This is a genomic window from Symploca atlantica LB2515, from assembly GCF_052546295.1.
In genome coordinates, this window is record NZ_JBQWMT010000001.1 from 4,302,738 (window position 1) to 4,318,587 (window position 15,850).

At 46.0% G+C, this 15,850-nt stretch carries 14 protein-coding genes; 9 read left to right on the plus strand and 5 right to left on the minus strand.

Features of this window, described 5'->3' with window-relative positions; all coding sequences use genetic code 11:
- Positions 1 to 12: 12 nt before the first annotated feature.
- Entirely contained in the window at positions 13 to 1,041 is a 1,029-nt protein-coding gene (tilS, locus tag ACT7WV_RS17905; RefSeq protein WP_445104183.1) for a tRNA lysidine(34) synthetase TilS, read from the plus strand.
- Positions 1,042 to 1,088: 47 nt separating this feature from the next.
- Here tilS and hmpF read toward each other — a convergent pair whose 3' ends face one another.
- Positions 1,089 to 2,849, minus strand: a complete 1,761-nt coding sequence (gene hmpF / locus ACT7WV_RS17910) for a pilus motility taxis protein HmpF (RefSeq protein ID WP_445104184.1) — start codon at positions 2,847 to 2,849, stop codon at positions 1,089 to 1,091.
- Positions 2,850 to 3,458: 609 nt separating this feature from the next.
- On the opposite strand from hmpF, the gene ACT7WV_RS17915 reads away from it, so the two are divergent.
- The 8 genes from ACT7WV_RS17915 to plsY all read left to right on the plus strand — a co-directional run bounded on the left by ACT7WV_RS17915 (position 3,459) and on the right by plsY (position 12,741).
- The gene (locus ACT7WV_RS17915; protein WP_445105680.1) at positions 3,459 to 4,832 is read left to right on the plus strand and encodes a response regulator; all 1,374 of its coding nucleotides are present in this window, start codon (positions 3,459 to 3,461) and stop codon (positions 4,830 to 4,832) included.
- 192 nt (positions 4,833 to 5,024) lie between these two features.
- On the plus strand, positions 5,025 to 5,390 hold the full coding sequence (locus ACT7WV_RS17920; protein WP_445104185.1) for a response regulator transcription factor: 366 nt from the start codon (positions 5,025 to 5,027) through the stop codon (positions 5,388 to 5,390).
- Positions 5,391 to 5,410: 20 nt separating this feature from the next.
- Positions 5,411 to 5,941, plus strand: a complete 531-nt coding sequence (locus tag ACT7WV_RS17925; protein WP_445104186.1) for a chemotaxis protein CheW — start codon at positions 5,411 to 5,413, stop codon at positions 5,939 to 5,941.
- A gap of 101 nt (positions 5,942 to 6,042) precedes the next feature.
- Positions 6,043 to 9,225, plus strand: a complete 3,183-nt coding sequence (locus ACT7WV_RS17930) for a methyl-accepting chemotaxis protein (protein ID WP_445104187.1) — start codon at positions 6,043 to 6,045, stop codon at positions 9,223 to 9,225.
- Between the two features lie 91 nt (positions 9,226 to 9,316).
- Positions 9,317 to 10,105 (plus strand): MlaE family lipid ABC transporter permease subunit, encoded by a 789-nt coding sequence (locus ACT7WV_RS17935; protein ID WP_445104188.1) that lies wholly within the window; start codon positions 9,317 to 9,319, stop codon positions 10,103 to 10,105.
- 123 nt (positions 10,106 to 10,228) lie between these two features.
- A complete protein-coding gene (locus ACT7WV_RS17940) occupies positions 10,229 to 10,615 on the plus strand; it encodes a DUF3119 family protein (RefSeq protein ID WP_445104189.1) in 387 nt (128 codons plus the stop codon).
- Positions 10,616 to 10,676: 61 nt separating this feature from the next.
- Positions 10,677 to 11,957 carry a DUF3086 domain-containing protein gene (locus tag ACT7WV_RS17945; RefSeq protein ID WP_445104190.1) on the plus strand — a complete coding sequence of 427 codons (1,281 nt, stop codon included), beginning with the start codon at positions 10,677 to 10,679 and terminating at the stop codon, positions 11,955 to 11,957.
- Positions 11,958 to 12,081: 124 nt separating this feature from the next.
- Complete coding sequence (plsY, locus tag ACT7WV_RS17950; protein ID WP_445104191.1) at positions 12,082 to 12,741, plus strand: glycerol-3-phosphate 1-O-acyltransferase PlsY; 660 nt, start codon at positions 12,082 to 12,084, stop codon at positions 12,739 to 12,741.
- Positions 12,742 to 12,791: 50 nt separating this feature from the next.
- Here plsY and proC read toward each other — a convergent pair whose 3' ends face one another.
- The 4 genes from proC to pipX form a co-directional block, all read right to left on the minus strand.
- Positions 12,792 to 13,616, minus strand: coding sequence for a pyrroline-5-carboxylate reductase (proC, locus tag ACT7WV_RS17955; protein WP_463424183.1), 825 nt, complete (start codon positions 13,614 to 13,616; stop codon positions 12,792 to 12,794).
- 86 nt (positions 13,617 to 13,702) lie between these two features.
- On the minus strand, positions 13,703 to 14,293 hold the full coding sequence (locus ACT7WV_RS17960; protein WP_445104192.1) for a cell division protein SepF: 591 nt from the start codon (positions 14,291 to 14,293) through the stop codon (positions 13,703 to 13,705).
- Between the two features lie 437 nt (positions 14,294 to 14,730).
- Positions 14,731 to 15,402: a YggS family pyridoxal phosphate-dependent enzyme gene (locus ACT7WV_RS17965; RefSeq protein WP_445104193.1), complete on the minus strand. Its 672-nt coding sequence runs from the start codon at positions 15,400 to 15,402 to the stop codon at positions 14,731 to 14,733.
- Positions 15,399 to 15,668 carry a transcriptional coactivator PipX gene (gene pipX, locus ACT7WV_RS17970; protein WP_445104194.1) on the minus strand — a complete coding sequence of 90 codons (270 nt, stop codon included), beginning with the start codon at positions 15,666 to 15,668 and terminating at the stop codon, positions 15,399 to 15,401. The genes ACT7WV_RS17965 and pipX overlap by 4 nt, the downstream gene beginning before the upstream one ends.
- Positions 15,669 to 15,850: the final 182 nt, after the last annotated feature.

A 15,850-nucleotide genomic window follows, 5' to 3' on the forward strand; every position in this document is an offset into this window, starting at 1 on the left:
CTTAGTTTAGTAATGTCTAACCGTTCTAGTTGGACATCTCTGCATGCAAGGCTCCATAAAACACTACGGCAAAGGCGACTATTGGAGCAAAACGAAAGTGTTTTAGTGGCGGTATCTGGTGGTCAAGATTCTCTGTGCTTAGCGAAGCTACTGCTAGACTTACAGCCAAAGTGGAGATGGCAATTAGCAATCGCTCATTGTGATCACCGTTGGCCAAAGGATGTGGGACTGGCTGCACATGTGCAACAAATTGCTCAAAGCTGGGAGATTCCCTTTTATTTGCTAACAGCAACTGAGGTTAACCCTAGTGAAGCGAAAGCGCGGCAATGGCGCTATCAGGTGTTGAGCGAGGTTGCAGGAGTTCAGGGCTACCAAAACATTGTTACAGGTCACACCAAAAGCGATCGCGCAGAAACCCTTCTTTTTAATTTGATGCGGGGTTCAGGTGCTGATGGGTTGGGTGCTCTTAGTTGGCAACGCCTTTTGGTGTCCTCAATTAAGTTAGTTCGTCCTCTGTTGGAGATCTCTCGTGCAGAGACACTTCAATTCTGCCAACAGCAACAGTTGTCGATTTGGCAGGATCCCTATAATCAAGACCTCAAGTATGCTCGGAACCGCATCCGCCAAGAACTCTTGCCCTACTTACAAAGCCATTTCAATCCCCAGGTTGAGACAGCTCTCTCCCAAACAGCAGAGCTTCTGCGGGCAGATGTAGAATATCTGGAAACTGCGGCTCGCCAACTCCAACAGCAGGCTGTTGTGCAAGTTAATGATGACGAACTAGAAACAAATATAATGCCGATTAACGGTTCTTACTTACGACTCAATCGTTGTGTGTTGCAGCAGGCATCCCTAGCTTTGCAACGCCGGGTTATCAGACAGTTCCTTGTCACTGTACAGCAATCAGCTCCTAGCTTTGAGCAAATTGAAGCGATGATTGCCTTAATCACTGCTCCTAACCGCTCCCAAACTTCTTCCTTTCCTGGAGGTGCGGTAGCCGTCGTTGAGGGCAACTGGATAACTCTACGGCTTAAAGTTTAAAGGTCATAGCTGAGTTAAGAGGCTCGATGCCCTTAGCTTGAAGCCTCTCAAGATGTCGCTAGTTCTGGCGATTGCATTAAGCCGCTTACTGTTTGCCGCATCTGAGCAAGCATTTGCAGTTGATAGTCACCTACCTCCTGAATTTGATTCAAGGCGTCGGCAATTGTTTCCAGCTTCTGCCGCATTTCATGAATGCCATCTTGCGTTGATTGTAGTATCTCTTGGTAAAGATTAACTTTACTCCAAAGTTGAGCTACAGATACCCTATTGGACAGCCAGCTTTCCTCCAGGTTCTTTAGTTCGGCCAGCTTAGTTTCTTGTTCATTAGCTTGATGCTGCATCATTTCTTGGGCTTCACTGATGCCTAGCTGCATCTGTTCGATCTGGCTTTCCAGTTTCTGGAGTTCTTCTTGCTGTTGCTGTTTTTGTGCTTCTAGATCGCTGAGGATTGGGCCCAAGTCGATTTTTTGACTATCTGAACCGCTGTTTTCGATTATTCCTTGTCTGCGACGCAAAACGCGCTGATGCTGATTAAAAATCTCTTCTCGCTCGCGCAACTTCCGGCGTTGCCCTACTAGGGTTCTGTCGAGCATTTGGTAACAATCTTGCTCTTCAGCTAGTTCGGCTTCTAGTCTGATGCGATCATACTCGCTAGCAGAGTTAATCTTGTCTTGTATTTCTTCTATAGTCTGGTTCTGCGAGGTCAGCTCTTCTTCCTGGTCATTGACAAAACGCACGTCCTTTTCCCAGTCCTGCTGCAAATTCTTGATCGTTTCCTCTAGCTCTCCTAGAGGCATCTTTTCCAAAGCATCGATGTCGACCTCCTGGCTAATCTTGACATCAGCGGATGTCGTAGCTAGGCGGGCAAGCTCCTGATAGAGACTCTCCTGAGTCTGTAGTTGTAAACTTAACATCTCAGCTGAGGACTGCTTAGTTTCTAGAACATTCTGCTGTACCCTCCAGTCAGTTTTTGCTTGTTCTAAAGCAGTCTGCAATTGTTGCCACTCCTGCTTGCGGTTTTGGAGTTCTTGACTTTGTCGGTCAACTTCTGCCTCTAGCTGAGTCGCTTCTGTTTGCTGTTGCTCGAGTTTTTGCCAGTGTTCTTCTAGAACTAACTGCTGGGCATTGACCATTTCAAAGCCTGAAGTGATCTGTTCCCTGACTGCTTCTGTGGGTGCAACTGCACTTGAGAGGCTATCTAACAATTCTTGGATTGCAGTGGCTTGCTCTTGATCTAAACCAGTTGAATAGTTAACTTCCGCTTGGAGTTCCTCGAAGCGTCGCTGCTCACCTCTAAGTTGTTCCCATGCTCCCTCAATCTCTTGAGATTTACGCTCAAATTCTTGTTTGAGATTAGCCGTTTCTTCGCCAACTTTTTCTAGTTCTTGGCGTTGCTGCTCTAGCTGAGTGAGTTCTTCTTCCTGAGCACGGATTTCTTCAAGCCTTTGCTCCATTTCCATCTCACGGCGGTTCATCTCTTGACTTTGGAAAGTCAAAGATTGCTTCCACTGTTCGATTTCTTCTTCTTGGTTTTTGGATTTTTCCAGCAGTCTAGAGAAATTTTGCAAGATTTTGGGCAAGCGACTTCCTGCTGGCTCCACTTCTCCCTTAATCGAGCGGTTGACAACGTTGACGATTACTAAGGCACCATCATTGAAACTGTTAGCTTCCTCGGCGGGAATCAGTTCATCGCCACGCTCAGCAGTCCAACTCTGGTCGCTCCGCTGACAAGCTAGTAGCTTCAGCTCAGCCTTACCGCCGCCCAGAAATGAAGCTTTTGGTTTTTGTACTTCTGCTAGATACAGCACACTGATGGTCCTCTTTAACTTGTCTCTTGCCCTATCCTTGGTTCAACCAACTTAGCTATAGTCTATAGTTTAGTTTGTTTCAATAAATCCGCTCGAGGAAGACCACATTGCTAAAATCCCTAGAGAGTAACTCTATTTTTAACTAAGCTACTCTGTCTTGACAACTTAGCAATCATTACAATTAATTGTAAGTCTCTTAAAATCACAATTTCTTAATTGATACTAACCTTCCTTGTGCCAACTAACCCTAGCTAGAGATAGTAGCAACGGTGGAGGGAACCTCCCCTAACCGCCACTATTGGTTGTGCGGTGCCATACCATTATCTTGATTGAGCCAAAAGCCACCATCTTTAATGCTAACCTCTTAGTCCTCAAACTTGGGGAAGAAGTTTGAATTTATCGCAGAGGAGAAAGCCATTCTCCTTGTGAGGCTTAATAAAAGTCTTTGAAGAATATCTTTACTCTTGATTTGAGCTGCCCAGGTTTTCTTTCCGGAAACTATCCAAGTTTTTACGAGGGATGCCATTAAACAAACATTCTGAAAATCAATACGAATACCAAACTTTTCAGATTGAGCAAAAGTTTTTTTTAGGAGCTAATTTTCTTTACATGCAGGGAACGTTGAATGAAATTGATATCCGCAGTATTCTGCAACTAATTGAGCTAGGTCAGCGAACAGGAGAATTGTTAGTTGAAGCCTATAGTTCTCAGTCTAGCGACACTGGAAGTGATGCTAGCAACAGAGGTGAATCCCGAGGAACCTCAGGAATGGTACGCCAAAGATCGTGGAGAAATAAGTCTAGTAATACTTACTTCAACTCATTTTATCTTCCCTGTCAGGAAGCTAAACCGCGAAGCGCTGGCTCTTGTTGGTTCGTTTTCTTTCTGAATGGGCAAATTGCCTATGCTGGCAACGGCGATAGTAGCTTGTCCCGTCTACACGATTACTTACACCACTACAAAGCCAATGCTGCTCTAGAAGAACTAGAATCTCCCTCAATTGCCTCTACTAATGCACCCGAATACGGCTATCTTTGGGCCTTGCTTGAGAAGCATATCATAACACCAGCCCAAGGGCGTAGCATCCTGAAAAGTATGGTGTACGAAACGTTATTTGATCTGTTTAGCCTCCACAATGGTTACTTTGTTTTTGATCTTGGTCCGGCGTTAGCACCGCAGCTAACGACTCTAGAGATTGCTCCATTGGTAACTACAATCATGAAGCAGGTGCAGGAGTGGAAGCAGTTCAATCCTCATATTCAATCTCCTAATCACTGCCCAATCATTGCTGATGAGCTTCAGTTACGTGCTAATCTTCCACAAAATGTACTGAAGACTTTGGCTTACTGGGCTGATGGTAAAACTTCCTTGCGGCAGATTGCCCGATATCTGAATCGAGATCTCCTAACGGTAGCTAAGGCAATTTATCCCTATGTGCAACAGGGTTCAATCCAATTGCTAGTAAACACGAAACCAAAAACGCCAATTCCTCGAAAGTCAGGGCAAGTCAAGGAGGTCAAAAAAACTCCTTTAATAGTTTGCATTGATGATGATCTGACCTTGGGAAAAACTATAGAGTCTATGCTGCAAGCTAAGGGCTATCAAATTAGAGCGATACAGGATCCTCTAAAAGCTCTGACGCTGATCTTTCAAGTGCAACCTGATCTTATCTTGTGTGACCTAGCGATGCCCAAACTTGATGGTTACGAGCTTTGCGGTATGCTACGACAGTCTACTGCTTTTCGACAGACTCCAATCATCATGTTAACAGGCAAAGATGGCTTTATTGACAGGGTTAGAGCTCGAATGGTAGGTTCGACAGACTATCTGACCAAACCATTTGGAGCTAACGAGCTGCTGATGCTACTGGAGTTTTACGTGGGTCTTGGCGATCTTGAGAGTGATCACAATGAAAATCTCCGGTCTAAGGCATTAGAGCAGGAAGTAGGGAATATTGATCTGACTAAATCAGCCTCGGCGTGAGCTGAATGCTGAATAGATCCCCCAAAGAAAACCTTATTTCAGCTAAACGATCATATTTACATGACATACGAGGATGTCATGTAGTGATTAAAGGGATGATGAGGGATACTTGAATTATTACTAGTTTTCAGCAGGAAGCCCAGGATCATAAATTGGATCCATCCCGATCCCAGCGTCGTCAGTTAGGGAGTTATGAGTACAGTTCTAGTTGTAGAAGACAGCCTCGCACAACGGCAAATGATTTCAGACCTCCTCAAAGGCAGTGGGTTGACGGTCACTGTTGCCAGCGATGGGGTAGAAGCTTTAGAACATATTCTTCGCTCTCGCCCTGATGTCGTGGTCTTGGATATTGTTATGCCTCGAATGAATGGTTACGAGGTCTGCCGCCGTCTTAAAGCCGATCCCAAAACTCAGAATGTACCAGTGGTTATGTGTTCTTCAAAAGGTGAAGAATTTGATCGCTACTGGGGTATGAAACAGGGTGCTGATGCTTATATTGCGAAGCCCTTTCAACCAACAGAACTGATTGGGACGGTTAAACAGCTGCTCAGAGCCTAAGTGTATAGGTATTTAAGGGAATGGTTGGTAATTCGGACTTTCTAACTGGCATTGGTCAAAACGGGACTCCGGAATTTCAGGAACTCGAAAGTCCTGAAGGCGAATTACACTTGCGGTTTTATGTACCTTCGGGTAACGAATTTGCCCTACCAGCTACTGGTATCAAAGAGGTAATCTCTCAGTCACCAGATATGATCACTGCCATTCCCAATGCTTCTCCGTTGTTGTTGGGTACACTCAATATCCGAGGGCGTGTTATTTGGGTATCAGATCTCGGTCAGTTTCTTGGTGATGTAACAATGTTGAATACAGACCGACAGGAAATTAACATTATTGCTATCGAAGATCAAGACACAATGCTAGGGTTGGCGATTGACCGAATTGTTGGCATGGACTGGCTTGACGCCGAGCAGTTACAAATGCCGACCAATGTTCCAGATAGTATGGCACCATTTTTACAGGGTGAGTGGTTGTTAGACGAAGAGTCTGGTCAATTTTTGCGTCTACTAGATCATGTGGCAATTCTACGCTCCGCACGGTGGGCAGCGTGAAGATAAGGTACAAGTAAAAGGAAAAAGGCAGTAAAAGGCAAAAGGTAAAAGGCAAAGTACTTTCCTTTTTCCTGTTTCTTTCTGCCAGCAGGAGGAGGCAAATGGCATCAAGTACTGATTACGCCCAGGAATATGGAAAAGCCGAAAGGGCCTATTTACAAGGCAATTACCAAGAGGCAGCCGGAACTATAGACCGGTTGGCTAAGGATTTTCCGGATAACCCCAGTGTGCATCTGCTGCGAGGTCACATCTACTGCTATGGTCTACAGCAGTACAGAGTGGCACGGGAAGAGTACGAGTTGGTGCTTAACCTAACTGCTGAACCCGATTTTGTCGATTATGCTAATAACGGTTTAGAATACGCGAATCAGTGGTCAGAGGGAGAAAATTCCCCCGAAGAAGAGGTATCATCTGAAGATTTTTCTCAGAGCGAGCAAAGGTTAGATCAAGCCGAACAATTGAGTGAAGCACCCAATAATTTTGAAAATTGGCAAGAGTGGGATGCTACTGATGGGTCAGAAGATTTTGATTTAAAAAGCCTAAATTTTGATGAAACAGAAGACGATAACTTGGCAGAGGAAGCAGCGGAGTCCTCTGTTGATCAGACTTTTGCTAGTACGACTGACTTAGATGAGTCACCCAATCATTTTGAAAACTGGCAAGGATGGGATACTAGCGATGAACTAGATGATTTTGACTTAAACGGTCTGAATCTTCATGAGACTGAGGTTGATGATTTCGCAGACACTAGTCATCCCTCAGGAAACTCAGTGATTGAGCAGGGTGACACAGTCGAAGAGCCTCAGATTAATGGTCTTGTTCAGCCAAGTTCCCCTGCAGCTCAAGATCCCTTTGCCTTTTTTGCTGATCTAGAAAGCGACGATGACGAGTCAGAGACTTTGTCCAGAGACGCTGGTGAGTCTGAGCTAGAGACAAACACTTTTGATGATGTTGATTTAGAAAACTCGCCAGAGGAATTCGTTTTTGAAACTCCTCAAGAAGATACTAGTGAGGCTTTGTTCATGCCTCCCGGGAGTGTAACAGAGCAAAGAGAAACTAGTGAAGACCTCTCAGAGCCGTTTGAGGAGGAATTCCCTTTTGATACAGACTGGGCACCGGAGGAGCAGGTAGAGGATCTTCCCCAAAACAATGAGAGCGGGAGTGAGCAAAACAACCCAAGCTACTCTGGTTTTGAAGAAACAACACTGTTGATGGATTCAGGAGAGTTTGAGAATCCCTTAGAGTCTAACTCTGCTGAGGAAGATGCTTATACATCCAGAGATTATGCCGAAACTAACTATGGGAATGATTTCGGTAACCTTAGAGACAGAGAAGTTGAAGAAAATGAGGACTTTACCCCAACTGAACAACTTCAGGACGAGCAGAACTTTGACTTGACCCAGGATGACAACGGATTCAGTTCCCAAGATTACATCGACTTCGATAAACTTGATCAAGCCTTTGGGGATGATTCCTTTTCACTGGAAGAGGACGCTCAATCACAAGAAGATACTTTTTCGGAAATTGAAGAGGATAGAAGTACCAGGGAAGGTAGTTTCCTCGATAATTTTAATGTCGAGGTATTTGACGATGATTTAGATTCAATTCCTGATTTCTCTCTTAGCAGCCAAGAAGATACCTCAAACGATAATTTTGATGAATACGATGTTGATAGCGCAGCGGTAACTGGAGCGACTGCTAGCGGAGTAAGAGAGGATAATGGCGACACTATGGCGATTGGTGATGACGAGATGTTTAGCCTCGGCGGCACCTCAGAACCAATCCCTGTATTTAACAAACCGAAAGAAACCGATAGTGAACCACTAGTCAGCGTTGAGCAAGGTACACTAGCTCCGTTTAAAAATGCCTCTCTCAAGCAAAAACAATGGATTACTGCTATTGCTGCTGGGGTCGTTTCCGCTGTAGCCGTGGCGATTGTCAGTTTCTTAGCAGCAAGTACGGCAAAAGAGGATCGACCCGCAGTCATAAATAATCTGCGCAATACTGGCTGGATTATGGCTTTAGCTGCCGGTTTTTCTAGCTTTGGCACTACCCTGTTCCTGAGTAGAATCACAACTAAGCAAATCCAACAAACAACTCAAGATCTCCAAACTCAGTTTGATGCAGTCTCTCAGGGGAATCTTAATGCTAGCGCCACAATTTATTCCCAGGGTGAATTCGGTGAACTCGCAGCAAGTTTCAACCAGATGGCACGCGTCATCCTGACCACGACCAGTGAAGCGCAACGCAAGGCACAAGAGCAAGAGCAAGCTAAAGAAGATTTGCAACGCCAGGTGATTCGGTTGCTAGATGACGTTGAAGGAGCAGCACGGGGTGACCTAACTGTGCAAGCAGAAGTCACTGCTGATGTTTTAGGAGCAGTCGCCGATTCCTTTAACCTAACAATTCAAAACCTGCGGGAAATCGTGCAGCAGGTCAAACAGGCTGCACGCCAAGTCACTAGGAGTTCTACCGATAGTGAGTTGTTTGCCCGTAGCTTGTCTTCAGATGCCTTACGGCAAGCAGAAGAATTGGCAGTTACCCTTAACTCAGTGCAAGTGATGACTGACTTGATTCAACGGGTGGCTGAAAGTGCGGGAGAAGCAGAGTCTGTAGCTCGCTCAGCATCGGCAACTGCCCTCAAAGGCGGTGAAGCTGTAGAACGTACCGTAGCAGGGATTTTGCAAATTCGCGAAACTGTCGCAGAGACCACTCGCAAAGTCAAGCGACTCGCTGAATCATCCCAGGAGATTTCCAAGATTGTTGCCGTAATTTCTTCTGTGGCTTCCCGAACCAATTTATTGGCGCTCAATGCCAGTATTGAGGCGGCAAGAGCCGGAGAAGCTGGTAGAGGCTTTGCTATTGTAGCCGATGAGGTGCGACAGCTAGCAGACCGCTCAGCGAAAGCACTCAAGGAAATTGAACAAATCGTCTTGCAAATCCAGAGCGAAACCGGTTCAGTAATGACAGCCATGGAGGAAGGCACTCAGCAGGTAATTGAAGGCACAAAACGGGCAGAACAGGCAAAGGGAGCTCTGGAAGACATCGTTCAGGTTTCCAATCGCATTGACGCCCTAGTGCGTTCCATTGCCGCTGATACGGTTGAGCAAACACAAACTTCTCAAGCCGTCGCTCAAGTAATGCAATCGGTGGAGTTGACTGCCCAAGAAACCTCCCAGGAAGCCCAGAGGGTCTCCGGATCGCTACAAAACCTTGTGGGCGTGGCGCGAGATTTGCTGACTTCTGTTGAACGCTTTCGAGTGGAATCGAATGATAGCAAATAAGATAATCAGCCAAAGAGTGGAAGGTTGTTAGATTGAAGGTCAAAGCTGGAACTAAGCAATTTTCAACCTTTTTAGGACTAAGGAATAGGGTATGAATGATCTGACTGCTGGTTCCAGCCTCAGGTTGTGGCTTGAGCGCCTGTTGGCAGCCATTTTCTTGGCTGGGCAAGTGATGTTTCATCTGATCAAAGGCAAAATCCATCGGCGCAACACCCTTGAGCAAATGGCAACAGTTGGGCCAGAATCACTGATGATTGCTATGCTCACTGCTGCTGTTATCGGTATGGTGTTTACAATTCAAACAGCACGAGAGTTCCTCAACTTTGGTGCTATTGATGCCGTGGGAGGAGTACTGGCGCTAGCATTAAGCCGTGAACTCGCACCCGTTCTCACTGCGGTAGTTTTAGCGGGACGAGTAGGTTCAGCGTTTGCTGCTGAAATTGGCACAATGCGAGTATCAGAGCAAATTGACGCATTGTATATGCTCAAAACTGACCCCATTGATTACCTCGTCACTCCTCGTATTATTGCTTGCTCTCTAATGCTGCCGCTTTTGACAATTCTGGCGATTATTGTCGGCTTGTCTGGAGGTATGCTGCTGGCGGTGAGTCTTTATAATATTCCCCAGTCTGTTTTTCTAAATTCTGCTCGGAGATTTTTAGGAGCTTGGGACTTATGCGCCGCTGCGATTAAAGGTCTGGTTTTTGGAGTCTTAATTGCTGTGATTGGTTGTAGCTGGGGACTAACCACAACTGGGGGGGCAAAAGGTGTGGGTCAATCTACTACTACTGCTGTTGTCACCGCTTTGTTGGCAATCTTTATTAGCGACTTTTTCTTGTCTTGGCTGATGTTTAGAGGTACTGGCAGTTTGACGCTCTGAGGTGATGGATTTTGTTGAGGGCAACCAGAATATCTCTCCTGTTGAGCAGAAATGGTCGTGAGGTAGAGACGCCTTAGAATGGAATCATAAGTTGACTATTTATGATTTCAGGATTTAAGCTGAGTGACTTCTGCTGCTTCTTCTACATCGGGACCAACCATTGAACTCTCACCTAGTTACACCATCCCTGTGGTGTTGCTCTTTGCCGGGGTGCTAATGTTGCTTGTGCAAAAATGGGTGGGTTTAGCGATCGCCTTTCTGGGACTTTTCCTTTTGTTCCAAGCTGCAACGATTCGCTTGCAATTTAGTGAAACAGCGTTAGAACTTTACCGCTCTGAGAAACTTATCCGTAGCTTTGCTTATCAAGACTGGCTTAATTGGCGAATTTTTTGGACGCCAGTGCCCATTTTGTTCTATTTCAAAGAAGTCAAGAGTATCCACTTTTTGCCGATTCTGTTTGATCCTAAGATGCTAAAAACTTGTCTGGAACAACGCTGTACCAGGATTTGAATCGGTTGTTAGAAGTAAAGTACTTTCTAGAAATTGTTAGTTGTTAATTGTTAGTTGTTAGATGAATTCAGACGAACCCCAAACCCCAGCACAAGAGCCAGCTATTGAGGACTCAGACGAACAACAGCCGAAGCAAGACTTAGTGGTTCACATGTCTGATGATTCAGAGGAACTTCCTGCTAAAGAACAAGCAGTGGCTCAGCCAGATGAAGGTTGGGCCGTGGCTAATAGCAAACCACTACAGCTGCAATCGAACTCTGCCAAAAAAAGCGTTTCAGACTCACAATTGGACGATACAGAGAAAAAAAGTACTATCTATCAACCTAAACAATCTACAGATGCTCCAGCTAACATTGCTGAGCTGGAGAAAAATGTGGCAGATTTAGAACGCCAAGAAAGAGAGTTAAGAGGAAGAATTAACGCTCTCCAAGAAACTCACTCCCAATTGCTCAATGAGCAATTGGCGCAAACCCAAGCCACAATGGGACGCCTCGTTCAAGAAGGATTGACTGAGTTAGAGCAACGTAAACAAGCACTACAAATTTCTGTTGAACAACTCGAACGCCGCCGGGAACGTATTCGGGCAGAAATGCGAACCACTTTTGCCGGAGTTTCCCAAGAGCTAGCGATTCGCGTGCAGGGCTTTAAAGATTATTTGGTGGGTAGTTTAGAAGATCTAGTGACCACAGCAGAGCAGCTAGATCTAGTAGCTTCACCAGAACCATCTCGGCAATTTGAACCATCTCAGCAATTTATAGAAGAATCCCTAAGCCCAAAAAATAGAACCACACCCCAGTTTGCTGAACAAGGATTTCAAGAACAAGCAAGGCAAATTAGCAATATCCTTGATCAATATCGAACCCTGCCTGATTATTATGGCCCGCCTTGGCAACTGCGTCGTACCTTTGAGCCAATCCACGCCGAGCGAGTCTCCAATTGGTTTTTCTCTCAAGGTGGTCGCGGAGCGATACGAACCATGGGCAGCCGCCTACAAAATATTTTAATTGCCTCGGCTGCAATTTCTGTAGCCCGCACTCTTTACGATGAGCGCTTGCGTACTCTTGTCTTGGCTAATACACCCGAAAGGCTAGGAGAGTGGCGTCGAGGATTACAAGACTGTCTGGGCATATCTCGCAGTGATTTTGGCCCGGAAAGGGGTGTTGTCTTGTTCGAGGAAGCGCCGGCTCTGGTGCAAAAAGCTGATCGCTTGATTGTTCAGAGGCAACTGCCATTAATTATTATTGATGAGACAGAAGACCAGGTTAATTTATCAGTGTTGCAATTTCCGCTCTGGTTGGCTTTTGCTCCTGATCCGCAGCAGATGTCTCCTTACCAGTATTAAATAGGTATTGGAGATATTGGTTATTAGCCAGAGATTACTGGTGGGAATTGGCAAGTCAACCCTCAAGCAAGAAAACCCACCAGCCACTTAAGCTAATCGCTAAAGACTATAGGAGTGAAGAAAAATGGTGCTTGAGTTGACTTTAAGTGGGTTACTGTTAATCACAGCTTATTTACTGGGGTCGATTCCCACGGGTTATCTAGCGGGACGCTTGCTCACAGGAATCGATATTCGCCAACACGGCTCTGGTTCAATTGGTGCCACTAACGTTTTGAGAACATTAGGCAAAGGGCCAGCACTGACGGTTTTACTGATTGATGCTCTTAAGGGAGTAGGGGCGATTACTCTTGTCTACGGATTTTATTTCGTACCTGGGACATCTGTAATACCTGCTGACTGGCAACCTTGGCTAGCAGCTTTATCAGGATTAGCGGCAGTACTAGGTCACAGTAAATCAATCTGGATTAACTTTTCTGGTGGTAAATCTGCTGCTACTGGTTTGGGAATATTACTAGCTATGTCAATGCCTATGGGTTTAATAACTTTAGGAGTATTCGCCTTAGTACTGTCGCTCTCCCGTATCGTCTCTCTGGCTTCAATCGCTGCGGCGATCGCAGTAAGTTTTCTGGTGATTATTTTGGGTCAACCACTGCCTTATCAGCTATTTGCGGGTATAGCAGGGTTGTATGTCATCTTACGCCACCGTAGCAATATTCAGCGCCTAATTGCTGGTACTGAGCCTAAACTAGGTCAACAGCTACCTCAAGAGGTTCAAAGCAATTAATTGCCTGCAAGATTTGCCGATTACCCTTGCCAGCTAGACAAATTTACCGATCATTTCCCCAACTCTTGGGAACGTCGGTAAGCCGCTTGTACTGCCCCAATGATAGCTGAGCGGAACCCGGCACCCTCCAGGTGTGTGATTCCTGCAATAGTCGTGCCACCTGGACTGGTAACGCGGTCTTTGAGCTGGGCAGGGTGTAGTTGAGAAGATTGCAATAGCTGAGCAGTTCCTAGCACTGTAGAGAGTGCCAACTGAGAAGAAATCGCTCTTGGTAGTCCGGCAGCGACGCCACCATCCGCCAGGGCTTCAATCATGACTGCCACATAGGCAGGGCCTGAACCAGAAAGACCCGTTACGGCATCCATCAAAGACTCCGGCACCTCGACTACTTCGCCTACGGCTCCAAAGATAGCTCTTGCCAGCTCTATGTGACTTGGCTCGACAGCGATCCCCGCTGCGATTGCCGTGATGCCGGCCCCCACTGTTGCTGGCGTATTAGGCATAGCCCGAATCACTGGTTGACCAGCAAAAGCTGCTTGCAACTGACTCAAGGACACACCAGCCAAAATCGAAATCACGAGTGGTAGCTGCTTTTTAGCTTGACCGTTGTTCCCGGAACCTGCTGCTAGCTCTGTTACTACTGCCTCAAATACTTGGGGCTTAATCGCCAATAACAAGACATCAGATGCCGCTGCTGCCGTTCGGTTATCTGATGTCACCTTAATACCGTATTTTTCTACGAGGAACTCACGCCGGGGTGTTTGCGGCTCACTCACCAGCACTTGATCCGGCAGATAAAGCTGCCGAGCAATTAGGCGAGATATAATCGCTTCTGCCATTACTCCACCGCCAATTAAGCCAAGCTTAACAGACACCCCAGCCCCCTCTTCTATTGATAAATTTAGACGTAAAGATGTCGATGGAGGATACTAAACCCCATCTAAAATCTCGATCTCAAGTTTTACTGAGCCATCCTCTCCTGTTCAGATGCCCAAGCTGGGGCGGGAGCCGCTGGACGGACATCACGCATTACTCCAGAAGGTGCTTCATTAACCACACCGGACTGGGTGCTGACTTGAACACAACTTGGCGTAAACAAGAAAATACTCTCACCAATTCTTTCCTGATGACCATCGATAGCGTAAGTGCCACCGGCAACGAAGTCAACAGCTCGCTGTGCTTGATCTGGATCCATAATTGTCAAGTTCAAGACAACCGACTTGCGTTCTCGCAGAGCCTGAATCACCTGGGGCATTTCTTCAAAAGAACGCGGCTCAATCACCGCTACTTCTGAAAGTCCATTGGCAGTTCCAGGCATCCCAATTACATTATTCATCGCAGTTGGTCCCACTCCTGTTTCTGTTCCCACAGCTGCCCGTTCTCTAGCACGCCGTCTCATGGGGCGTTCTTCCTCTGGGGGCGCTTGTACCGGCTGCTCTTGTTGATAGAGATTTTGATAAGCGTCTCCATCCATCTCGTCGTAATCGTATTCGTATTCCACAGGTTCATTGAGACCAACAAAGTCTCTTAGCTTAGTAAAAATGTTGTTCATAGTAGCTCGCTCTCGGTTACAACTTAAGTTTGAGACCAAAAACCAATAGTTAGCGGTTTTTAAGGCAGCATTGTTCAGCGGATACTTTCTCGCCCAAAAACAACAGGAAAATAATTACTTACTGCTTGGCTAGGTGGTAGTCCCTCAACTCCAATCCTATTAGGTATAGAGTGGGGGCTTCCTTTGGCGAGGAGCCTTCTTGCCTGGGAAATATTACTATCGCTCGTTTGTTTGATAGAGCAAGGCTTCCTGCGCGTGGAACTAAAATTTTTCACCGCTGGCGTCTCTCAAACTCAAAATTAAGTCAAAAGTATACATCAGCCTCTCGAAAGTAGGTAGTCGTACCCAAAACACCGCGAACAATGCCAAGCAATTTTTTTGGCGACAATACCCATGATAGAGTCTGTTGGCTCTATACTAATTGCTGTTTTCCTTAGCTAAGTACTTCGTTCACCAAAGATAACATGCCCTAACCTCACCATAGTGGCACCGGCTTGCACGGCAAGATGATAATCCGCTGACATGCCCATTGAAAGCTCTTCCATCTTAATATTTGACCAGTTTTGCTGCTTGATTGCTAAAGCTAGTTCGCGAGTACCCTCAAAGACTGCCAGACTTTCATCTTGGGATAATCCGAGCGGCAGAATAGTCATCAACCCTCGAATTTTTATTGTGTCACACTGATCAAGTTTTGCTAAATCCGCCAGCAGTTCTGGTACAGTCCAACCGTATTTATCAGGATCTGGAATGATTTTGACCTGGAGGCAGATTTGCGGTTGCAAAGACATTTCAGCAGCAAGGCGATCTAACCGCAGAGCTAACTTAAGACTGTCGCAAGAGTGAACCCACTGAAATAACTCTAAGCCTTTTTTGGCTTTGTTGCCCTGTAGATGCCCAATCAAATGCCATTTGATATCTGGTAAATCCTGCAAATGGACTAATTTGGCTTGGGCCTCTTGAATACGGCTTTCACCGAAATCACGAACGCCAGCTGCGTAAGCCTCTCGTATGGCTTCTACTGTCACCTGTTTGGTGACAGCCATCAGCCTAACCTGTGGGGGTAGCTGCCGGCGAATTTTGGCAATACGTTCTGCAATCAGGCCACTCATTGAAAAGTTTGCTTATGGATAAGCTGAAGTTGCTCAAAGTCTTGGGATGAACCAATGCGACGGAGCTGACGGAGGCGACTTTCTACCGAATGGCGGGCATCCGAACGACTAATTGGTTCAAAGCTTAAACCATGAGAATTCGTTGTCACCAAAAAGAATAGGCGCTGAGCGTAGAGGGTGGTGAACAATTCTTGGCCCTCTTCAAGCATGCAAACTCGAAACAACAGACCAAATGTTGGGTGATTTAGGTAAGTTTCGCCGTTCATCAACATCCTTACTACAAATACCCAACCCTGGTGGGGGGATTGGGAAAACTTACTTGGCTTACGGAAGCGGTGACTCCAGTTAAAGCTATGCAGATGATCGATGATAGATCGATTCGGTAATTAGGAACTGTACAAGTCTGCATAGAAAGACTACAAATTGGTCTGAAGAAGAAACTGAGTAA